This is a genomic window from Gordonia insulae (genome assembly GCF_003855095.1).
In the GTDB taxonomy this organism is placed as follows: Bacteria; Actinomycetota; Actinomycetes; order Mycobacteriales; family Mycobacteriaceae; genus Gordonia; species Gordonia insulae.
In genome coordinates this window covers 661,859-683,016 of sequence record NZ_CP033972.1, presented here as the reverse complement: position 1 = coordinate 683,016, position 21,158 = coordinate 661,859, and the positions used below count along the sequence as shown (strand labels likewise).

At 68.6% G+C, this 21,158-nt stretch carries 17 protein-coding genes and 1 pseudogene; 7 read left to right on the top strand and 11 right to left on the bottom strand.

All coding sequences use genetic code 11. The annotated features are described in order from the left end of the window. Positions 1-36: 36 nt before the first annotated feature. From D7316_RS03190 to mqo, 3 genes are all read right to left on the bottom strand, one after another. Entirely contained in the window at positions 37-2,049 is a 2,013-nt protein-coding gene (locus D7316_RS03190) for a VWA domain-containing protein (protein WP_124707009.1), read from the bottom strand. After that, positions 2,046-2,549: a GNAT family N-acetyltransferase gene (locus tag D7316_RS03185; protein ID WP_124707008.1), complete on the bottom strand. Its 504-nt coding sequence runs from the start codon at positions 2,547-2,549 to the stop codon at positions 2,046-2,048. Before D7316_RS03185 ends, D7316_RS03190 begins: the two co-directional genes overlap by 4 nt. 72 nt (positions 2,550-2,621) lie before the next feature. Then, entirely contained in the window at positions 2,622-4,151 is a 1,530-nt protein-coding gene (gene mqo, locus D7316_RS03180) for a malate dehydrogenase (quinone) (protein WP_124707007.1), read from the bottom strand. Between the two features lie 193 nt (positions 4,152-4,344). Here mqo and D7316_RS03175 point away from each other — a divergent pair, with 193 nt between their 5' ends. The 4 genes from D7316_RS03175 to D7316_RS03160 all read left to right on the top strand — a co-directional run bounded on the left by D7316_RS03175 (position 4,345) and on the right by D7316_RS03160 (position 8,221). Then, complete coding sequence (locus D7316_RS03175) at positions 4,345-5,433, top strand: alpha/beta hydrolase (RefSeq protein WP_124707006.1); 1,089 nt, start codon at positions 4,345-4,347, stop codon at positions 5,431-5,433. Further along, positions 5,430-6,824 (top strand): mycothione reductase, encoded by a 1,395-nt coding sequence (locus D7316_RS03170; RefSeq protein WP_124707005.1) that lies wholly within the window; start codon positions 5,430-5,432, stop codon positions 6,822-6,824. The genes D7316_RS03175 and D7316_RS03170 overlap by 4 nt, the downstream gene beginning before the upstream one ends. Positions 6,825-6,914: 90 nt before the next feature. After that, positions 6,915-7,511, top strand: coding sequence for a molybdopterin-dependent oxidoreductase (locus tag D7316_RS03165; RefSeq protein WP_124707004.1), 597 nt, complete (start codon positions 6,915-6,917; stop codon positions 7,509-7,511). Then, entirely contained in the window at positions 7,508-8,221 is a 714-nt protein-coding gene (locus D7316_RS03160; protein WP_124707003.1) for an FAD-binding oxidoreductase, read from the top strand. The genes D7316_RS03165 and D7316_RS03160 overlap by 4 nt, the downstream gene beginning before the upstream one ends. A gap of 19 nt (positions 8,222-8,240) precedes the next feature. Here D7316_RS03160 and D7316_RS03155 read toward each other — a convergent pair whose 3' ends face one another. From D7316_RS03155 to map, 3 genes are all read right to left on the bottom strand, one after another. Further along, positions 8,241-9,044 (bottom strand): alpha/beta fold hydrolase, encoded by an 804-nt coding sequence (locus tag D7316_RS03155; RefSeq protein ID WP_124711070.1) that lies wholly within the window; start codon positions 9,042-9,044, stop codon positions 8,241-8,243. A 68-nt stretch (positions 9,045-9,112) separates the two neighbouring features. Further along, positions 9,113-10,639, bottom strand: a complete 1,527-nt coding sequence (locus D7316_RS03150; protein WP_124707002.1) for a cobyric acid synthase — start codon at positions 10,637-10,639, stop codon at positions 9,113-9,115. Between the two features lie 10 nt (positions 10,640-10,649). Beyond that, positions 10,650-11,513 carry a type I methionyl aminopeptidase gene (gene map, locus D7316_RS03145; protein ID WP_124707001.1) on the bottom strand — a complete coding sequence of 288 codons (864 nt, stop codon included), beginning with the start codon at positions 11,511-11,513 and terminating at the stop codon, positions 10,650-10,652. A 200-nt stretch (positions 11,514-11,713) separates the two neighbouring features. Here map and D7316_RS03140 point away from each other — a divergent pair, with 200 nt between their 5' ends. The 3 genes from D7316_RS03140 (at position 11,714) to D7316_RS03130 (ending at position 14,576) form a co-directional block, all read left to right on the top strand. After that, the gene (locus tag D7316_RS03140) at positions 11,714-12,703 is read left to right on the top strand and encodes a heme/hemin ABC transporter substrate-binding protein (RefSeq protein ID WP_124711069.1); all 990 of its coding nucleotides are present in this window, start codon (positions 11,714-11,716) and stop codon (positions 12,701-12,703) included. A 71-nt stretch (positions 12,704-12,774) separates the two neighbouring features. Next, entirely contained in the window at positions 12,775-13,791 is a 1,017-nt protein-coding gene (locus D7316_RS03135; RefSeq protein WP_232017119.1) for a FecCD family ABC transporter permease, read from the top strand. A 2-nt stretch (positions 13,792-13,793) separates the two neighbouring features. Next, on the top strand, positions 13,794-14,576 hold the full coding sequence (locus tag D7316_RS03130) for a heme ABC transporter ATP-binding protein (RefSeq protein WP_124706999.1): 783 nt from the start codon (positions 13,794-13,796) through the stop codon (positions 14,574-14,576). A 76-nt stretch (positions 14,577-14,652) separates the two neighbouring features. Here the strand turns inward: D7316_RS03130 and D7316_RS03125 are convergent, their stop codons facing one another. The 5 genes and pseudogenes from D7316_RS03125 to dxr all read right to left on the bottom strand — a co-directional run bounded on the left by D7316_RS03125 (position 14,653) and on the right by dxr (position 21,151). Continuing rightward, positions 14,653-16,488: a penicillin-binding transpeptidase domain-containing protein gene (locus tag D7316_RS03125; RefSeq protein ID WP_124706998.1), complete on the bottom strand. Its 1,836-nt coding sequence runs from the start codon at positions 16,486-16,488 to the stop codon at positions 14,653-14,655. An 81-nt stretch (positions 16,489-16,569) separates the two neighbouring features. Next, the gene (locus tag D7316_RS03120; RefSeq protein ID WP_124706997.1) at positions 16,570-17,406 is read right to left on the bottom strand and encodes a GNAT family N-acetyltransferase; all 837 of its coding nucleotides are present in this window, start codon (positions 17,404-17,406) and stop codon (positions 16,570-16,572) included. 94 nt (positions 17,407-17,500) lie between these two features. Then, complete coding sequence (ispG, locus tag D7316_RS03115) at positions 17,501-18,691, bottom strand: flavodoxin-dependent (E)-4-hydroxy-3-methylbut-2-enyl-diphosphate synthase (RefSeq protein WP_124706996.1); 1,191 nt, start codon at positions 18,689-18,691, stop codon at positions 17,501-17,503. Positions 18,692-18,747: 56 nt separating this feature from the next. After that, a complete protein-coding gene (locus D7316_RS03110; RefSeq protein WP_124706995.1) occupies positions 18,748-19,980 on the bottom strand; it encodes a M50 family metallopeptidase in 1,233 nt (410 codons plus the stop codon). Further along, positions 19,977-21,151, bottom strand: a pseudogene (dxr, locus tag D7316_RS03105) (1-deoxy-D-xylulose-5-phosphate reductoisomerase). Before dxr ends, D7316_RS03110 begins: the two are co-directional and overlap by 4 nt. Positions 21,152-21,158 lie beyond the last annotated feature (7 nt).

Here is a 21,158-nt window from a genome sequence, read left to right as displayed (position 1 = left end):
TCGTCTCCTGCCGATCGGTCTGGTGTGGAACGGGTGTCAGGCGGCCCGGCCGGGATGGCCGAGCGCACCGACGGTGAGCTGGTCCATCGGCAGGCACCGGGCACCCATCACGGCGGCGAGGTCGGCGGCCATCCCGAGCCGGATCATGCCCTGTTCGCAGTCGACCACGACGGTGTCGATCCCGCGCCTGCCGACGGCGGCTGCCGCAGCGGTGGCACGTGGCGCGGCGTCGGGGCCCGCGGTCGCCCGACCATCGGTGAGGACGACCAGCAGCGGCCGGCGTTGGGGCTCGCGTCGCACCGCCCGCTCGATGAGTTCCGTTGCCGCGAGCAGCCCCTCGGCCAGCGGTGTGCGACCTCCGGTGCGGACCTCGGCGAGCCTGCGGACCGCGATGTCGACGGATTTGGTGGGTGGGACCGCGATCGACGCGGACGACCCGCGCGCCACCACCACGGCCACGCGATCACGTCGGGTGTAGGAGTCCCGGAGCAGGTCCACGCAGATCTCACTGACCGCGGAGAGCCGGCGCCGAGCCGTCATCGAGCCGGAGAGGTCGACGACGAACACCACCAGGTTGCCCTCGCGTCCGATACGCTCTGCCGTCCGCAGATCGCCGGGGGCCACCCGGACCGGCCGGGGCCCGCCCCCTCGGTCCTGATCGCCTCCCGACCGATGCCCCTCGGCGGCCGACAACACCGTGCCGAACAGGTGGACCGGCTCACCGTTCGCGAAATCGATTGCGCGAGTGGTGTGTCCGCGACGGGACCGAGCGCGCGATCGTCGGCCGTCATCGCCGTCACCGATCCCGGCCACCCGGAGTCGACGCACCCGGGTGCCGGCGCCGGAGGCCGGTGGCGTGCCGAATCGCACGCCCGGCGGGGGCTGGGACGGTTCCCGGTCGTCGCCCGACCGCTGGGACGACTCGTCGGGATCGGTGCGCGGGGAGTCGTCCGGCGAGGTGGATCCCGTTCCGGGCGTGTGCTCCTCGCCCGCGTCCGACGGCGCGCCGTCCCCGGGCCCCGGGTCCGTCGGGTCCGGGTCCTCGGGCGTGTGGTCGTCGGCGGCCTGACCGCCCGCATCCATCGCGTCGTCGAGTTGCTCGCTGCTCAAGCCGGATTCGTCGAACGGATTACGTCGCCTGCGGTGCGGGAGGGCGAGCTCGACGGCGATCCGGACATCGTCGGCGGTGACCTCGGCGGCCTGGCGCCACGCCGCGTGTGCCGCGGCGGTGCGCGCCACCACGATGTCGCCGCGCAATCCGTCGACGTCGAGATGGGCGCAGATCCCGGCGATGCGTCGCAGCTCGGCGGGCGGGATCGACACCGACGGCATCAGGTCACGCGCGATGGCGATACGGCGTGCGAGCTCGGTCTCGTCGTCGGCGTGCCGCGCGACGAACCCCTCGGGGTCGGCGTCGAAGGCCATGCGGCGGGACACGATCTCGACGCGCTCCTCGATGTCGCGGCCGGCGGCGACGTCGACGGCGAGACCGAAGCGGTCGAGAAGTTGCGGACGCAACTCTCCCTCTTCGGGATTCATCGTCCCGACGAGGACGAAGTCTGCGGCCTGGGTGTGCGAGACACCGTCCCGTTCGATGGTGATCCGGCCGCTGGCCGCGGCATCGAGCAACACGTCGACGAGATGATCGGCGAGCAGGTTGACCTCGTCGATGTACAACACACCGCCGTCGGCGCGGGCAAGCAGGCCAGGCGTGAACTCCGCCCGGCCCTCGCTCAGCACCGCGGTGAGGTCGAGCGAACCGATGACCCGGTCCTCGGTGGCCCCGATCGGTAACTCGACAACACGCCCGCGGCCGGACTCCGGTCCCCCACCATCCGGGGTGGCGGGCCCGTCACCGAGCAGCGGACCGAGCCCACGCACGATTGTCGATTTGGCGGTGCCCTTCTCCCCGCGGATCAGCACACCGCCGATCCCCGGCGAGATCGCCGACAGGATGAGTGCCAACTTGAGTCGTTCCTGGCCGACGACCGCGCTGAACGGATAGCGGATCGGCGCCTGCCCGTCCGTGGTCCGGTGGCGTCCGCTCATCGGTGGCCGCCATCGGATTCGGCCGATGCGCCGGCCACGGGCGACGGGTCGCGTCGCATCGACACATGCGGGATACCGTCCTCGAGGTACTCCTCACCCTCGGTGACGAAACCGAACTTGGCGTACATCTCGACGAGGTAGGCCTGCGCCTCGATGCGGCACGGATGATCGCCGATCTCGGCGAGTGCCGCGGTCATCAACCGCGCGGTCAGTCCCTGACCGCGGTGCGCGCGTTCGGTGCAGACACGTCCGATCCGGTACATCGTGGCGCCGTCGGCGGCCGACGGATCCGTGAGGAGTCGCAGCGTCGCGATGACGCCGTCGTCGTCGGCGACCCAGAACTGCCGGGTCGACGGCTCGAGATCGCGGCCGTCGAGCTCCGGATACGGACACGCCTGCTCGACGACGAAGACGTCGATCCGCAGCCGCAGGATCTGATAGAGGGTCGCGGCGTCCAGCTCGGCTGCCGGGCTGTGGTGTAACTGCCCTTCCGAAGTCATGGTGTCGTGACTATCACAGTCGCGTTCCCGGGCACCAGCCGCAGGCGACGCCGGGGATCGACGAGGAGGATGTCAGACCGCCGGGGCCGGGTCGAGGCTTACCTCGACGCCCCGCTCGACGCCGTCCCGCTTGAGGGCGAGGCTGGCGTTGGTCCAGTCCCAGACCTGTCGGAAGAGATCCCGGTTGTCGGAGAGCTTCTGACCGAATGACGGGATCATCTCGGTGAGTGCCGGCGCCCACCCCGCGTACTGGTCGGGGAAGCACTTCTCGAGGACCTGCAGCATCGCGGGCACCGCGGTCGACGCGCCCGGGGACGCGCCGAGCAGGCCGGCGATGGTGCCGTCACCGGCGGTGACCACCGCGGTGCCGAACTCGAGGCTGCCCCCGACGCCGGTCTTGCGGATGACCTGCACACGCTGTCCGGCGGTGATGATCTCCCAGTCGCCACCCTCGGCCCGCGGGACGAACTCGCTCAACGTGTCGACCCGGTCGGCCCGGGTGGCGGCGAGCTCACTGATCAGGTACTTGAGCAGGCCGAACTCCTGCGGCGCGATCGACATCATCGGCAGCAGGTTGCCCGGCTTGACCGTGCTCGGCAGGTCAGTGACCTTGCCGTTCTTGAGGAACTTGGGTGACCACCCGGCGTAGGGCCCGAACAACAGGCCGGGCTTGTGGTTGATCACACGGGTGTCGAGGTGCGGGACCGACATCGGGGGCGCGCCCACGGCCGCCTGGCCGTAGACCTTGGCCTGATGCTCGCTGACGAGTTCCGGGTTGGTGCAACGGAAGAACTCGCCCGACACCGGGAATCCGCCGAACCCCTTCGCCTCCTTGATGCCCGACTTCTGCAGCAGGTGCAGTGCACCGCCGCCCGCCCCGACGAAGACGAACTTCGCGTGCACGGTCAGCTTCTGCTTCGTGCGCAGATTCCGGACCTTGATGATCCAGCTGCCGTCGGACTGCTTGGAGAGGTTCGTCACGTCGTGACCGAAGTAGATGTCCGCACCGGTGCGGCCGACGTAGTTGATGAGCTGCTGGGTGAGCGCACCGAAGTCGACGTCGGTGCCCTCGGTGAACCAGTTCAGGGCGACCGGATCGGCGAAGTCGCGACCCGCGGACATCAGCGGCAACCGCTGCGTGAACTCGGTCGGGTCGTCGATGAACTCCATCCCCTCGAACAACACCTGGCCGGCGAGCCGGTCGTAGCGCTTGCGCAGGTACTCGACACCCGCGGGGCCATGGGTGAAGGCGACGTGTGGGATGGGGTTGATGAACTCGCTCGGGTCACCGAGGATGCCGTTGTCCACCGAGTTGGCCCAGAACTGACGCGACACCTGGAACTGCTCGTTGATGGTGATCGCCTTGTCGATGTTCACGTCACCGTCGGCGGTCTTCGGCGTGTAGTTCAGCTCGCAGAGGGCCGAGTGGCCGGTCCCGGCGTTGTTCCACGGGTCGCTGCTCTCGGCGGCCGCCGCATCGAGACGTTCGAACAAGCTGATGGACCAGTCCGGCTGCAGCCGGCGTAGCAGCGCGCCGAGGGTGGCGCTCATGATTCCCGCACCGACCAGCGCGACGTCCGTCTTGATCACCGATTGAGACACTCGGAGCTCTCCTTCGCACAGGATGGACGATCGACGTTGATGTAGAGCTGTGTGGTCGTCCCTGTCAACGGCCATTGTTCCCCATCCTCGGTCGAACCACGGAATCGCCTCGGGCAAATGTGGGCTGGCTGACAGTTGGCGCCGGTCGACCGCGGGCGGTATCTCCCGGGCATCGCTTCTCTACAGTGGAAACGTGACCGCATCCTCCGGGGCCCCCCGTCACGACAGCGGGCCCGCTGCGACCTGGCAACCCGATCGACTCCTCGACCGCTACGAGGTCCTCACCCTGCCGCTGGGAGACGATCCCGACGGCGAGGGTCCCATCACCGCGAGCCTGGTCCGCAAGGCCGGGCAGGAACCCGCGGAGAACGGTGCCGTGCTGTACGTGCACGGATTCACCGACTATTTCTTCCACGAACCCCTCGCCGACTTCTTCCACGACCGCGGATATGCGTTCTACGCGCTCGACCTGCGCAAGTGCGGACGGTCCCTCGCGAAAGAACACACCGCGCACTTCACCACCGACCTGCGTCAGTACGACGACGAACTCGGTCGTGCCCTCGACGTGATCGTCGACGAGACCGCCGGCCACGGCGGGTCGGCACGGGTCGTCGTCGCGGCGCACTCCACCGGCGGACTGATCGCCCCGTTGTGGCTGGATCGCCTCCGACAGGAGTCACCCCAGCGCCACGCGCACGTGCGCGGACTGCTGTTGAACAGCCCGTGGTTCGACCTCCAGGGCAGCCCGGTGCTGCGCAGTCTGCCGGTCTCGACCGTGATCCGCGTCGTCGCCGCCGTGCGGCCGAGAACGGTCATCCCCCAAGAACTCTCCGAGGGGTACGGGCGGAGCATCCACGAGACGACCGGCGGCGAATGGGCCTACGAGTTGTCCCTCAAACCGATGGGCGGGTTCCCGGTGACGTTCGGATTCCTCCACGCCGTGCGCCGCGGCCAGGCACACCTGCACGGCGGCGTGGACGTGGGCGTCCCGTCGCTGGTGCTGCGGTCGGACAAGACGATCTTCAACTCTCGCCATCCGAGCAGCGTGGACAACTCCGACGTGGTCCTCGACGTCGCGCACATGGCCCGATGGAGCGGCTACCTCGGTGATCGGGTCTCGGTCGTCCCGGTGACCGACGCCCGACACGACGTGTTCCTGTCGGTGCCACGAGCCCGGACGCAGGCCTACCACGAGGTGGACACGTGGTTGCGAACCACACTGGACGTGCCGACGGCCACCGCCGACGACGCCGCGACCACGCCGATCTCCGAGCGCGCATGACGACCACGCAGATCGTGGATCTCGCGATCATCGGCTCCGGCAGTGGCAATTCCATTCCCGACGAACGGTTCGACGACAAGTCGATCGCAATCTTCGAGGAGGGCGTCTACGGCGGCACCTGCCTCAACGTCGGCTGCATCCCCACCAAGATGTTCGTCTACGCGGCCGAGGTCGCCGAGATCGCCCGCCACGGCGAACGCTACGGCGTACACACCCGGGTCGACTCGGTCGACTGGCCCTCTATCGTTGATCGGGTCTTCGGCCGTATCGACCCGATCTCGGTCGGCGGCAAGGAGTATCGCGTCGATCGATGCCCGAACATCACCGTCCACGCCGCGCATGTCGAGTTCGACGGCCGCGATGACGAGGGCCGCTACCGACTGGTGACCGCCGACGCGGAGGTCCTGGCCTCGGAGGTGGTCATCGCGGCCGGCTCCCGCGCGACGGCACCGCCGATCATCGACCAGTCCGCGGTCCGGTACTACACCAACAACGACGTGATGCGCCTCGAGCGCCTGCCCGAACATCTCGTCATCGTCGGAAGCGGCTACATCGCAGCCGAGTTCGCGCACGTCTTCGGTGCGCTCGGGAGTCGGGTGTCGATCATCGCCCGCGGACCGGCACTGCTGCGCAAACAGGATTCCGACATCTCCCGGCGGTTCACCGAGGTCGCCCGCGACACGTGGGATGTCCACCTCGACGCGCAGGTCACCGGCGCCCGCGATCTTCCCGACGGCGGAGTCCGGGTCAGCCTGGCGAACGGTACAGACATCGACGGCGACGTGCTGCTCGTCGCCACGGGCCGACAGCCCAACGGGGATCGCCTGAACCTGAACTCGATCGGCGTGCCGCTCGACGACCAGGGGCGCGTCGTCGTCGATGAGCACGGCCGCACCGACGCCCGCGGTGTGTGGGCGCTGGGCGATGTGAGCTCGCCGTATCAGCTCAAGCACGTCGCCAACCACGAGGAGCGGGTGGTGCAGGCCAACCTGCTCAAAGGCTGGGACGCCGACGATCTCGTCACCGTCGATCACCGCTTCGTGCCCGCCGCGGTGTTCACCCACCCGCAGATCGCATCCGTCGGACTCACCGAGGACGATGCCCGCGAGCGGGGTCTCGACATCACGGTGAAGGTGCAGGCCTACGGCGACGTCGCCTACGGCTGGGCGATGGAGGATTCGACCGGGTTCTGCAAGATCATCGCCGAGCGCGGCACCGGCCGCCTCCTCGGCTGCCACATCATCGGTCCGCAGGCACCGACGGTGATCCAGCCCGTCATCCAGGCGATGTCCTTCGGCCTCAACGCGTCCGACATGGCCCGTGGCCAGTACTGGATTCACCCCGCGATGCCGGAGGTACTAGAGAACGCACTCCTCGGGCTCGACATCTGAGACCGCTCCCGACCTCGGTGAGGACGGCCGGTGGTCTCCGCGTCGTCGGGCCCGACCTGCGAAATACGGCCCCGCGCGTAAGATCTCATCATGGCGATCGTGAACCGCGGCTTCGTGGGTCGTCGGGACCGCGACGCCGGGCGTCTCCCGCCCGGGCAGTACCGCACCTTCGATTTCCCGGTGCTGTCGGCCGAACCGACCCCCACCGTGCCGCTCGACGCCTGGTCGTTGACGATGCAGTCGTCGGATCATCGGGCGCACAGCTGGACCTGGGCGCAGTTCCAGGATCTCCCGCACGAGGAGATCACCACCGACATCCATTGCGTCACCCGATGGTCGAAGTTCGAGACCCGCTGGCGAGGGGTCTCGTTCGACACGATCCTGGCGAACCTGCCGTGGCCCGCCGACTCCCACGTGATGGCGCATTGCCACGGCGGGTACACCACCAACCTCGCGGTGAGCGACCTGACATCCGGGCGCGGCTGGATCGCGGACACCTACGACGGCGAGCCGCTGCCCGCCGAACACGGCGGTCCGGCACGGCTGCTCGTCCCCCACCTCTATTTCTGGAAGAGCGCCAAATGGGTGCGGCGACTGCGTTTCATGCCGGCCGACACACCCGGGTTCTGGGAGAGTCGCGGATACCACATGCATGGGGATCCGTGGAGCGAGCAGCGGTATTCATGACCGACTGGCAGATCACCACGGTCATCTCGCAGGTCCGTCACACCGACAGCGCGCGTTCGCTGCGTCTGGCACTGTCCGAACCGTTTCAGGGACGTCCCGGCCAGCACCTCGACATCCGCCTCACCGCCGAGGACGGCTACTCCACGGCGCGGACCTACTCGTTGTCCGACGTCCGGGAGAACCGCACGGTGGAGGTGACGGTGGAGCGCGCGGAGGACGGCGAGGTCTCGCCGTATCTCGTCGACGTCGTCGAGGTCGGCGAGCCACTGGAGGTGACACAGCCACACGGAGGCTGGTTCACCTGGGACGGTCGGGACACCGCGCCGGTGCAGTTGATCGCCGGCGGGTCCGGGCTCGCCCCACTGATGGCGATGATCCGCACACGCGAGGTCGTGGCGCCGACGGTGCCGTTCGATCTCGTCTACTCGTTGCGGTCGCCGGACCGGATGCTGTTCGCCGATGACCTGCGCCAGCTGATCGAACACCGGCGACTCCCCGTTCATCTCGCCCACACCCGCAGCGCCCCAGCCGACGACCCACGGCCGGTCGGGCGGCTGTCCGCCGACGAACTGGCCGAGATCACCATCGGCCCCGAACACGAACCGGCAGTGTACATCTGCGGACCCAACCGTTTCGTCGAGCACTGCGCCGCGGCAATGGTGGCCGCCGGGCACCAACCCGGACGCGTGCGCACCGAGCGGTTCGGCTGACCGGTCGGACGCCGCGGGGTCAGAACACCGCGGACCGCAGCGCGATCTCGCTCGCCATCGCGGCATCGGCATGCTGCGGAACCCAGTGATCGATGCCCGGGAGCTCGCAGAACCGGAAGTCGGAGTACGCGTAGCGCCCACTCATCTGGGCCTGCTCTCGCCCGAGCGCCGCGTCGGCGTCGCCCCAGATCATGGTGGTCGGAATCTCGACGGGAGGGCAGGCCAGCGTCTCGGCGATGTTGCCGGTGAAGTTCGCCCGATACCAGTTGAGGGGTCCGGTCAAGGCGCCGGGAGCCGTGAGCGGTTCGAGTTCCGCGGCGGTCACGCCGGCACGCCTCAGCAGTACGCCCTTCCGCGCCAGAAGTTTCTCCTCCGCATCATCGGCGATGAAATCCTTGATGTAGGAGGAGCGTTCACGTTGATCGCTGTTCTCGAGGGCGTCCCGCATCGCCGAGGGATGGCCCGTGCTGGCCGCCACCAGACTGGTGAACCGATCCGGATGTTTCCCGGCGAGATGCCAGGCCACGATCCCACCCCAGTCGTGGCCCACCAGCATCGCGTACTGGATTCCGAGCTGGTCGAGTACGCCGAGCGCATCGTCGACGAGATGGTCGAGCGCATAGGCGTCCACGCCGTCGGGCCGCGCGCCCGGACTGTATCCGCGTTGATCGAAAACAATTGTGCGCAGACCACTTTCGTGCAGCCGCGGTACAACCGTGTCATAGCACGAACTGTTCACCGGGAACCCGTGCAGGAGCAGCACCCACTTGCCGTCCTCCGGTCCCCCGATCCGGGCATCGAAGGTGAGTTCCCCGACCGTCACCGAGCGCTGTTGCGTGTCCACCGGCCCAGGATAGGCGAGAACGACGGCTGCGGGCCGCGGTCCCCTGATCAGCCGACGTGGTGGGTGATGACCGGTGCTTTCGGGTCCGGCCCGTCCTCGATCACGGCCGCGATGCGCGCCATGTCGAGGTACTCGCCGACGAGATCGGCCATCAGGTCGACCTGCCTGTTCCGGATGTCGTCCACGACGGTCGCGGCCGCGACCACGAAGTCCGGCTTGCCGCATTCCCGCGCGACCTCACGCAGGAATGTGCGTCGGAAGGCGTCCGAGGCGAGCAGACCATGCCAATGGGTACCGCGGACCGCGCCGTGCACGACGCCCTCCGGACCGTGCGCGCTGTCGACGATCCACGTCTGCTCGCGGGTGGACCGCACCCGCCCGTGGTGGATCTCGTACCCGGTGATCGGGTGACCCGCCCCGGTTCCGGTGACCTGCCGGAGCACCTTGCCCGGGTCGAAGACGATCTCCATGTCCAGGATCCCGAGGCCGTCGACCGGACCGGCCGCCGATTCGACGGGATCGTCGATACGTCGGGCGAGCATCTGGAAGCCACCACAGATCCCGATCACGGGGCGAGCCCGGCGCGCGCGGTCCACCAGGGCGACGTCGAGGCCGCGCTCCCGCAACCAGGACAGATCGGCGACGGTGGCCCGGGTGCCCGGCAGCACGACCAGATCGGCCGACGTCACGCTCGCCGGATCGTCGACCCAGGTGACGTCGACGCCCGGCTCACAGCCCAGTGCCTCGACGTCGGTGGTGTTGGACACCCGCGGAAGCCGGATCGCGGCCACCGACAGCCGTACGGGCGACGACCCCGACGGCCCGTCGGGTGGGCCGACGCGCCGGCCGACGGGCGCGGCGAGTGAGTCCTCGGCGTCGATCCACAGATCCGATCGGAACGGGATCACCCCGAACGTCGGACGTCCGGTCAGGTCGCGCAACTGATCGAGCCCCGGGGTCAGGATCGTGGGGTCACCCCGGAACTTGTTGATCACGTATCCGGCGATGAGGCGTTGGTCGTCGGCGTCGAGGACCGCGGTGCTGCCGAAGAGGTGGGCCAGCGAACCGCCCCGGTCGATGTCGCTGACCAGTAGGACCGGAAGGCGCGCCGAGCGCGCCAGACCCATGTTCGCGATGTCGGTCGCACGCAGGTTGATCTCGGCGACCGATCCGGCGCCCTCGCAGACCACCACGTCGTACTCGGACCGGAGTCCGGCGAGTTCGTCGGCGATGATCCCGGCCAGCCGAGAACGCCACGCGTGATAGTCACGGGCGCCGACGTCACCGGCGGGCCGCCCCCGCACCACCACATGGGAGCGGCGGTCGCTGCCGGGTTTGAGGAGCACCGGGTTGAACCGCGTCGACGGCGCGAGCCCGCACGCGAAGGCCTGCAGCGCCTGCGCGCGGCCGATCTCACCGCCGTCGAGCGTGACCGCGGAGTTGTTCGACATGTTCTGCGCCTTGAACGGCGCGACCCGAACACCCTGCCGGGTCAGCAGCCGGCACAGACCGGCGACGATGAGACTCTTCCCGGCGTCGGAACTGGTGCCGCCGACGAGCAGCGCGCCCTTCACGCCGGCGACGTCACAGGTCCGGCAGGGTCAGGATCTCCGCGCCGTCGTCGGTCACCACCAGGGTGTGTTCGAACTGCGCCGTCCATTTCTTGTCGACGGTCGCCACGGTCCAACCGTCGTCCCAGATCTCGTAGGCGAGCCCACCGAGATTGATCATCGGTTCGATGGTGAAGACCATGCCCGGTTCGATGACGGTGTCCACGTCCGGCCGGTCGTAATGCAGGATGACGAGGCCGTTGTGAAAAGTCTCACCGATGCCGTGGCCGGTGAAATCCCGCACCACGTTGTAGCCGAAGCGATTCGCGTAGGCCTCGATCACCCGCCCCACGACATTCAGCTCACGCCCCGGTTTGACCGCCTTGATCGCCCGCTCGGTCGCGATCCGAGTCCGCTCCACCAGATCGGCCACCTCGGTCGCGACATCCCCGGCCAGAAACGTCGCATTGGTGTCACCGTGGACCCCGTCGATGTAGGCGGTCACGTCGATGTTGACGATGTCGCCGTCCTCGATCACCGTCGAATCCGGGATGCCGTGACAGATCACCTCGTTCAACGAGGTGCAGCAGGACTTGGGAAAACCCTTGTAGCCCAGCGTCGACGGGTAGGCACCATGATCGACCATGTAGTCGTGGGCGATGCGGTCGAGTTCGTCGGTGGTCACCCCGGGCGCCACCGCCCGACCGGCCTCGGCGAGCGCGTTGGCCGCAATCCTCGCGGCGACGCGCATCTTCTCGATGGTCTCCGGCGTCTGCACCCACGGCTCGCTGCCCTCGTTGGCCGTCGGTTTCCAGGCGTACTCCGGTCGCTCGATCGAGTCCGGTACCGGCCGGGTCGGCGTCAGCGTGCCGGGCCGCAGTGCAGCGCGAACAGTCATACAACCAGCTTATCCAGACGGCGCCCGCGGAAATGTGCCGCCCGGGCACCGGCGGGCCGGCAGGTGGCCGTTCGGCTGCGAACTAAGGTGAGACTCAGTGCCCGGGGTGTGGAGGTGTCGTGAGGTGGTACGTGAGGCGCGGTGAACAGGTGACGCGCGGGAACGCGGTGATCCGAACTCTGCTGGTCGTCGCTGCGCTGATGCTGACGGGGTCCACGACAGCCTGCTTCGTCGAACCCATCGAGCAGACCCGGCAATCGGTCGCACCGACCGCACACCTGCGCAGCGGGCCGCAGACGGCCGAACTCCCGAGCAGAGACGTGGTTCCGGTCGCCGACGATCCGGAGCCGTCGCTTCCGGTCACGGTCGACTCCGTGCGCCACGGCAAGGTGACCGTCACCGACGCGAGTCGGATAGTGGCGGTCGACATCAACGGCACGCTCGGCACCATCGTCTTCTCCCTGGGCCTCGGTTCGCGCGTCGTCGGCCGCGACACGTCGACGGCATTCCCGTCGGCCGCAGCCCTCCCTGTGGTGACCAACCGCGGCCACAGTCTCAACGCGGAGGCCGTCCTCGCGCTGGCGCCGACCGTGTTGCTCGTCGACGAGAACGCGGTGCCGGCGGCCGCAGTCGACCAGATCCGGGATTCCGGCGTGACGGTGGTGGTGTTCCCCGGGGACCGCAACCTGGCCTCCAACGACGATCTGATCCGTTCGGTCGCGACGACACTGGGTGTGCCCACGCAGGGTGAGCGGCTGGCCGCACGCACCGACGCACAGGTCGGCGCGGCCCGCGCCCTGGTCCCGTCACCGTCGGGCGATCCGACCATGGCCTTCGTCTACATCCGCGGTCGCAACCTGATCCTGCTCGCCGGACCCGGCTCCGGCGCAGACGATCTGATCAAGGAACTCGGCGGCAAGGACGCCGGCGAGCAGGCCGACCTGTCCGGCGCGTTCACCGCGATCAGCGCCGAGGCGATGATCAAGGCCGATCCCAATGTGATCCTGGTGATGACGCAGGGCGCCGACACGGTCGGCGGTCCGGACGGTGTCCTCGCCCTGCCGGGCATCGCGGAGACCGACGCGGGACGGAATCGGCGGGTGGTGCAGATGGACGAGACCAAGATCCTCGCGTTCGGACCCGACATCGGTGAGGTCCTCGCCTCCCTGGCCCGGGCGATCTACACGTGAGCGCGCCCACCGCGGTCGATCCGACCACCCGGACGGTCCCCGACCACCGGAACCGGCATCGCACCCGCAGCATCCTCGTACTGCTGGGACTGATCATCGGCACCGCGGCACTCGTCGTCGTCTCGGCGGGCATGGGCCAGGTGAGTGTGCCGCCGGTCGAGGTCCTCGGCAGCCTCGCCCACCACTTCCACCTCGACGTCGGACCGCTGCCGTCGCATCCGAACGGCGAGGGCGCCCTCTGGAACGTGCGGTTCCCACGGATCGTGCTCGGTCTGCTCGTCGGTGCCGCGCTCGGCGCCGGCGGTTGCCTGCTGCAGGGCGTGCTCGCCAATCCGTTGGCGGAGCCCGGCATCATCGGTGTCTCGTCGGGAGCCGCGGTCGGTGCATGCCTGATGATCGTGCTCGGTGGCGGGACCGCGAACGACTGGGCGTTGGCCGGTGCCGCATTCGTGTTCGGCCTGTTCACCGCGGCGTCGGTCTACCTGTTGTCGCTGCGCGACGGCGCGACGTCGGCGATCATGCTGGTGCTCACCGGTATCGCGGTGAACGCCTTCGCGCTCGGCATCATCGCCTACCTGACGTTCGTCGCATCGACGGCGGCCCGCGAGCAGATCGTGTTCTGGCAGTTGGGGTCGCTCGCCGGGACGACCTGGGACGAGGTGTGGGTGTCCGCCCCGCTGATCATCGCCGCCGTCGCGGCCGCCCTCGTCCTGGTCCACAAGATCGATCTGCTCGCGCTCGGCGAGATCCAGGCCGCGTCGCTCGGGGTGAACGTCGAGGTGGTGCGCCGGCAGGTGATCGTGCTGGTGTCGATACTGACCGCCGCGGCGGTCGCCTTCGCCGGGATCATCATGTTCGTCGGGCTGATCGTCCCGCATGTGCTGCGCCTGATCGTCGGTCCGCGCCATGCGATCCTGCTGCCGGCCAGCGTCGTCGGCGGCGCCCTGGTCATCACCGGTGCAGATCTCGCGGCCCGGACCATGCTCGGTGATGCGGATCTGCCACTGGGTATGTTCACGTCCCTGATCGGCGGCCCGGTGTTCTTCATCCTGCTGCGGCGCAGCCGTCACGCCGGAGCCGGGTGGTGAGCATGGCGGTGGCCACATCCGGTGTCGTCGCCGAGCACATCACCGTCGCCCTCGGCGGCCGTGAGGTGGTCCACGACGTCTCACTCCAGGTCGAGCCCGGTTCACTGCTCGCCCTCGTCGGTCCCAACGGTTGCGGCAAATCCACTCTGCTCTCGGTGCTGGCCGGACTGCGGCGACCCGATCACGGGTCGGTCCGGATCGACGATCGACTGGTGGCCAAGGCCTCGTCCCGCGATCTGGCCAGGTTGCGTTCCTTTGTGACACAGCACAATCGGACCGACACCCCGTTCACGGTGGCCGAAGTGGTGGAGATGGGCCGATTCCCGTGGCTGCGCACCCCGCAGGCGGTCGACTCCCCCGCGATCATCGACACGGCCATCCGCGCCTGCGACCTGACCGACATCACCCACCGCGCCTTCGCCCAACTGTCCGGCGGGCAGCAGGCCCGGGTCTCGATCGCACGGGCGCTGGCCCAGCGTGCCCCCGTGATGCTGCTCGACGAACCGACCGCGGCCCTCGACATCCATCACCAGGAGTCGGTCCTCGACATCCTGCGCGTCGCCCGCGACGACGGCGCAGCGGTCTTACTGGTGGTGCACGACCTGTCACTGGCCGCCGCATACGCCGATCAGGTGGCGCTGATGAAGGACGGCAGACTGCTGGCGCACGGCCCGACACGAGACGTACTGACGGCTGATCTCCTCTCGGAGACCTACGACCATCCGGTGGAGATCTGGGATCACCCGGAGTCGGGACAGCCGATCATCGTGCCGCGCCGAACCTGATGGCGCCGAACCTGATGGCGCCGAACCTGATGGCGCTGAACCTGACGACGGAGAAGCCGGACCGGGGCGACCGATCTCAGGACCGTGCCCCGGAGTAGTAGCCGGGCGGCAGTCCCGCGAAGAAGTCACGGGTGACCCCGACCGCATTGTTCGAGTCGCCGCCGCGGACCACGAGTGTCGCGAACGCCAGGTCGCCGCGGTAGCCCGCGAACCACGCGTGCGAGCCACCGTCGAACTCGGCCTCACCGGTCTTGCCCAGGACGTCGCCCTCCCCGGCGATCACCGTGCCGGTGCCCTGCTGGACGACGGCGCGCATCATCGGTCGCAACTCGGCGACCACTGCCGGGTCCAGCGTCGGCTGCGGACCGGTGACCGTGGTCGGCTTGCCCAGGATCAGCTGCGGCACAGGCGCTTTGCCATTGTGCGCGACAGTTGCGGCGACCAGGGCCAGCCCGAGCGGACTCACCAGCACCTTGCCCTGGCCGAAGCCGTCCTCGCTGCGTGCCACGAGCTCCGCCGCGATCGGCACCGACCCGGATGTCGCGTCGAGCCCGGCGATGTCGTACTGCTGGCCGATGCCCATCGCGGCGGCGGTGTGCGCGAGATCCGACGGACCCATCTCGCTGGCGAGCTTGGCGAAGGTCGTGTTGCACGAGCTCGCGAACGCCTGGAGCATCGGCACCGTGCCGAGCGAGAACCGATCGTAGTTCGGGATGCGCCGCGGCCCGATCTCGATCTCTCCGGGACACGGCACCATCGTCTGCGGGTGTGCGAGGTTGCGGCTGATGGCCGCGGCCGCGGTCACCATCTTGAACGTCGAACCGGGCGGATAGAGACCGGTGGTCGCGATCGGGCCCTGCCGGTCGGCCGCCTTGTTCTGCGCGACGGCGAGGATGTGCCCGGTCGACGGCTGGAGCACCACCATCGCGATCTGGAAGCGGTTGGTCGCGTCGACCGCGCGTTGCGCGGCGACCTGCACCTGCCGGGACAGGCTCAACGACACCGCAGGCGCGGGCTCCGGGTCGTGGTCGGCGAGCACGTCGGCGTCGAGACCGTTCGGGTTGACCGTGACCACCCGCCAGCCCACCCGACCGTCGACCTCGCTGTCGACGACCTTCTTGACCTCGGTCAGCAGCGCGGGCGCGAAACCCGGCGTCTTCGGCACCAGTTCGGCCTGCTCATTGTGGGTGACACCCGGGATGGCGAGCTGGTCTCGGAGCTGATCGAAATCGCGATGCGAGAGCCGCATGATCGGATACGGCGAGCCGGACGCGGTGGACTCCTCGGCGATCTTCTGTGCGGACAACGTCGGATCGAACCGCTTCAGCGTGGTGACGAGCTGGGTCACCGAATCCGCGACCGACCCACTCGCCGCGGCGGCCGCGGCGTCGAAGTTGATCCCGACCACCGAACCGTTGACCATTACCTGCGATCCGTCGGCCTCGTTGACCGTCGCTCGGGGCGCCTCGACGATCCGGAGCGAGAGTCGTTGATTGGCACCGAGATCGGGGTGGATGTCGGTGGTGGCCCACCGGACGGACCAGCCGGCGTCGGATCTGATGAGCCGGACCCGGGCCGGGTAACTCCACTCACGGCCGCGCGGTAGACCCCAGCGGTAGGTCACGTCGATGTCCGCGGTGTCGCCGGTGATACGCGCCTTTCCGGTACTCGCGGACACCTTCTCGGCGGACAGACCCTCCCAGGCGGCATCGAGGTCGGTGCGGGCCTGGGTGGGGTTGTCGGTGAGCGCGGCGGCAGCCGCCGCGTCGCCACCGCCGTAGGCATCGAGGAATTGCTCGACGGCCTGTCGGGGACCGTCGTCGGCGCCGGCGCAGCCGGCGACCCCGAGTGCCACGACAGCACTCATCGACACACAGGTCACGCTGATCGCACGCCGTCTCATCTGCCACATCAGCTGCGATCATATGGCGTCCGGCAGCGATATCCGTTGCGCCACGCGCGACGTGACGCGATGTGTCGCGTCGTCGACCGGTCAGTCGACGAGAACCGTCGTGAACGTGCCGACCTCGCTGAACCCGACCTGCCGGTAGACCTCACGGGCCGGCAGGTTGAAGCTGTTGACGTAGAGGCTCGGGGTACGGCCGTAGCTGATGATGGCGGCGGCGATGGCGGCGGTCCCGCCGGCGCCGAGTCCCTCTCCGCGGCGGTCCGGGGACACCCAGACGCCCTGGATCTGGCCGACTCTGCGTGACAGCGAACCGATCTCGGCCTTGAACACGACCTCGCCACGATCGAAACGGGCGAAGACGCGCTGTGCGGAGATCAGCGACGCGAGGCGTCGGCGGTAGGACCGTCCGCCGTCGCCGGCGCATGGGTCGACTCCGACCTCGCCGATGAACATGTCGATGGCGGCGGGGAGATAGGCGTCGAGGTCGTCGAGGGTGACCAGTCGGACCAGGGGATCCGGGGTCACCGCGGGTGCACCGGTCAACGCCATCAGCGGCTGGTTGTCACGCACCTCGCGGGCCGGGCCCCAACACGGCGCGATCCGATCCCAGAACGGCAGAACCATCTCGGCGCGACCCACGATCGACGAGCAGACCCGGGGCGCGGCGGCCGCCCGATCGGCGAACCCGTCCATGTCACCGGTCGACCCGAGGAGCGGGATGAGGTTGGCCCCGGAGAAGCACAGCGACGAGGTCGGGTCGTCGACCGTCCACAGTTCGCCACCCAGTAGGCGCGGATTGATGCCGTGCGACTCGAATCTGGCCGCCACCATGCACATCGCGACCGGATCGGTCGCGAGCACGCGTTCGACCACGGGTGCATCACGTGCGCCGAGTGGGCGGTCACCCAGTAACTTCAGCACCCGCCGCTCCTCTGCATGATCCGGCAGGGTTGCGAACACCGGCCGGGCGGCCGGCGGCAGTGGCCGTCCCCATCGCTGTCAGCCGACCGTCACGTCAACTGACCGTCACGACCGGGGGACCACCTTCCCTGTCCCCATCAGTGTCTCCTGACTCACCCGCGATCCGCAGCGCTTCTTCGATCAAGGTCTCCACGATCTGCGCCTCCGGCACGGTTTTGATGACCTCGCCCTTGACGAAGATCTGCCCCTTGCCGTTGCCCGATGCCACACCCAGGTCGGCCTCGCGGGCCTCGCCGGGACCGTTGACCACGCAACCCATGACTGCGACGCGCAGCGGGACCTCCATGCCCTCGAGTCCTGCGCTCACCGCATCGGCGAGTTTGTAGACGTCGACCTGGGCGCGACCGCACGACGGGCAGGACACGATCTCCAGCTTGCGTGGCCGTAGGTTCAGCGATTGCAGGATCTGGTCGCCGACCTTGATCTCCTCTGCCGGCGGCGCGGACAACGACACGCGGATCGTGTCGCCGATCCCCTCCGACAACAGCGCGCCGAAGGCCACCGCGGACTTGATGGTGCCCTGGAACGCCGGGCCGGCCTCGGTGACACCCAGATGCAGGGGGTAGTCGCACTGCGCGGCCAGCTGCCGGTACGCCTCGACCATCACGACCGGGTCGTTGTGCTTGACCGAGATCTTGATGTCGCCGAAACCGTGCTCCTCGAACAGGCTCGCCTCCCACAGGGCGGACTCCACGAGCGCCTCCGGGGTTGCCTTGCCGTACTTCTTCAACAGGCGGGGATCCAGCGAGCCGGCGTTGACGCCGATGCGGATCGGGATGCCCGCGTCTTTCGCGGCGTACGCCACCTCTTTGACCCGGCCGTCGAACTCCTTGATGTTGCCCGGGTTGACCCGCACCGCCGCGCAGCCGGCGTCTATCGCCGCGAAGATGTACTTCGGCTGGAAATGGATGTCGGCGATCACCGGGATCTTGCTCTTCCTGGCGATGACGGGCAGCGCCTCGGCGTCCTCGGGTCGCGGGCAGGCGACGCGCACGATGTCGCATCCCGACGCGGTCAGCTCGGCGATCTGCTGCAGCGTGGCGTTAATGTCGTGGGTCTTGGTCGTGGTCATCGACTGCACGGAGATCGGGTGATCGCTGCCGACGCCGACCTTGCCGACCTGGATCTGGCGGGTCGTGCGGCGCGGGGCCAGGACCGGGGGCGGTCCGCTCGGCATGCCGAGTCCGATCGGGACCGCATCCGGCGATGTTGTCAGGGCGTTCATCTCGTTCACCTCGAATGACGAATGGCTGTGTGGTTCACGGGCTGCGGGCTGTGTTGTCAGAAGATCTTGATCGGATTGATGATGTCGGCGGTGAGCGTGAGAACCATGAATCCACCCATGATCACCACCACCGCGTACGTGATCGGCATGAGCTTGACGTAGTCGACCGGACCTCCGGCCGCCCGGCCGAACCAGCCACGGACCGTATTACGGGCCTTCTCATAGCCGACGATGGCCATGTGCCCACCATCCAAGGGTAATAGCGGGACGAGATTGAACAGGCCGAGGAAGAAGTTGATGCTGATCAGCAGCAACAGGAACGTGCTCCACGCACCGCGCTCCACCGCCTGGCCGCCCATCACCGATGCGCCGTACACGCTGACCGGTGTGTCCGCGGCACGCTCACCGCCGGTGACGGCGGTCCACAGCGCGCTCACCTTGGACGGCAGCGACAACAGGGCATCCCAGGTGGCGACGAACAGATCACCGGTGAACGCGAACGATGCGGGGATCACGGCGAGACCGTCGTAGTGGTTGATCGACGGCGGCGGGCTGAACTCGATGCCGACCTTGCGGGTCTGCTGGGTCTCGGTGCCGCCATCACGCGTCGGCGCGGTCACGGTGGACGGTTGCGGGGTGATCGTGAACTCGCGCTGTACCCCGTCGCGGTCGACGGTGAGCGCAACCGGGCCGGTCGAATCGGTGATCTTCTCGGACACCTGCGCATAGTCGGAGACCGGCGCCCCGTTGACGGCGACGATCGTGTCGCCGGCCCGCAGCCCGGCGACCTCGGCCGGCCCGTCGGCCGCCGCGCACGGTGTCGACTCCGGCTTCTTGTCGGTGAAATACGTGGTGCTCGCCGGCACGCAATCGACCTTCGACACGGTCGCCGGGACCGGATCCTGGCTGATGTTGGGCAGACCGAAGATCGCCCCGACGATGACCACCAGGACGAATCCGAGGATGAAGTTCTGGGCCGGACCGGCGAACAGGACGACCAGACGCTTCCACGGCTTCTGCAGGTACATCGCCCGCGGGCGGTCCTCTTCGGAGATCTCGTCGTAGGGCGTCATGCCGGCGATGTCGCAGAATCCGCCGAGCGGAAACGCCTTGACGCCATACTCCGTCTCACCGCGCCGCGTCGACCACACGGTCGGTCCGAAGCCGACGAAGTAGCGGCGCACCTTCATGCCGGTCGCCTGGGCGGCCCACATGTGACCGCATTCATGCCATGCCACCGACAGCAGCAGCGCCGCGGCGAACAGCGCCACGCCGAGCGCAAAACTCACTGATTCACTCCATCCGCATATGCCTTGACCAGACGCGCAGCATGATCGCGTGCCCACTGATCAGCGGCCAAGACCTCTTCCACAGTACCTGGCGCGGCACGCCACTCATCGGCCTCGGCGAGCACCTCACCGATGATCTCGACGATCCGCGGGAAGCGGATGGCACCGGAGAAGAATCCCTGCGCGGCGGCCTCGTTGGCGGCGTTGTAGACCGCGGTCAGCGACCCCCCACCGCGCCCGGCCTCCCGCGCCAGGTCGATTGCCGGGAACACCTCGTCGTCGACCGGCTCGAACGTCCAGGCCGATGCGGTCGAGAAGTCGCACGGCCGCGACGATCCGGGCACCCGATCCGGCCAGCCGAGGGCGAGCGCGATCGGCAGCTTCATCGACGGTGGTGACGCCTTGGCGACCGTCGCGCCGTCGACGAAGGTGACCATCGAGTGCACGATCGACTGTGGGTGCACCGTGACGTCGATGCGGTCGTAGTCGACGCCGAAGAGCAGGTGGGCCTCGATGACCTCGAGCGCCTTGTTGACCAGCGTCGCCGAGTTGAGGGTGATCATCGGACCCATGGACCACGTCGGATGGTGGCCCGCCTGCTCCGGCGTCACGTCGTCGAGCGCGGCCCGGGTCCACCCACGAAACGGTCCACCGGACGCGGTCAGCACGAGTCGGTCCACCTCGTCGGCCGTTCCGGCGCGTAGGCACTGCGCGATGGCCGAGTGCTCGGAGTCGACCGGCACGATCTGGCCGGGGGCGGCCGCGTCGAGCACCAACGATCCGCCCGCGACCAACGACTCCTTGTTGGCCAGCGCAAGCCGGGCCCCGACCGCAGCGCGGCGAGGCTGGGTCGCAGTCCGATCGATCCGACGACCGCGTTGAGGATCACGTCGGCCTCGACCGCCTCGATCAGCTCACACATCGCGTCCGGACCACCGAGGACGCGGCCACCGATGTCGTCGGACAGGGTCCGGGCCGCGACCGGATCGGCCACGGCGAGGGCGGACGGCCCGATCCGGAAGGCCTTGGCCTGGTCGCGCAGCAGATCGAGGTTGGCTCCCCCCGCTCCCAGTCCGACCACCTGGAAGCGCTCGGGATGCTCGGCGATGACCTCCAGGGCCTGGACACCGATCGACCCCGTGGAGCCGAGGATCAGTACGCGAGTCGTCACCCGGCCA

What these genes read in the sequence shown, in the direction of transcription:
- D7316_RS03140 (WP_124711069.1), top strand. Translation starts at nt 11,714, where the DNA reads ATGCTGACGGGGTCCACGACAGCCTGCTTCGTCGAACCCATCGAGCAG.
- D7316_RS03125 (WP_124706998.1), bottom strand. Translation starts at nt 16,488, where the DNA reads ATGTGGCAGATGAGACGGCGTGCGATCAGCGTGACCTGTGTGTCGATG.
- ispG (WP_124706996.1), bottom strand. Translation starts at nt 18,691, where the DNA reads ATGAACGCCCTGACAACATCGCCGGATGCGGTCCCGATCGGACTCGGC.
- D7316_RS03170 (WP_124707005.1), top strand. Translation starts at nt 5,430, where the DNA reads ATGACGACCACGCAGATCGTGGATCTCGCGATCATCGGCTCCGGCAGT.
- D7316_RS03160 (WP_124707003.1), top strand. Translation starts at nt 7,508, where the DNA reads ATGACCGACTGGCAGATCACCACGGTCATCTCGCAGGTCCGTCACACC.
- D7316_RS03130 (WP_124706999.1), top strand. Translation starts at nt 13,794, where the DNA reads ATGGCGGTGGCCACATCCGGTGTCGTCGCCGAGCACATCACCGTCGCC.
- D7316_RS03190 (WP_124707009.1), bottom strand. Translation starts at nt 2,049, where the DNA reads ATGAGCGGACGCCACCGGACCACGGACGGGCAGGCGCCGATCCGCTAT.
- D7316_RS03185 (WP_124707008.1), bottom strand. Translation starts at nt 2,549, where the DNA reads ATGACTTCGGAAGGGCAGTTACACCACAGCCCGGCAGCCGAGCTGGAC.
- D7316_RS03165 (WP_124707004.1), top strand. Translation starts at nt 6,915, where the DNA reads ATGGCGATCGTGAACCGCGGCTTCGTGGGTCGTCGGGACCGCGACGCC.
- map (WP_124707001.1), bottom strand. Translation starts at nt 11,513, where the DNA reads ATGACTGTTCGCGCTGCACTGCGGCCCGGCACGCTGACGCCGACCCGG.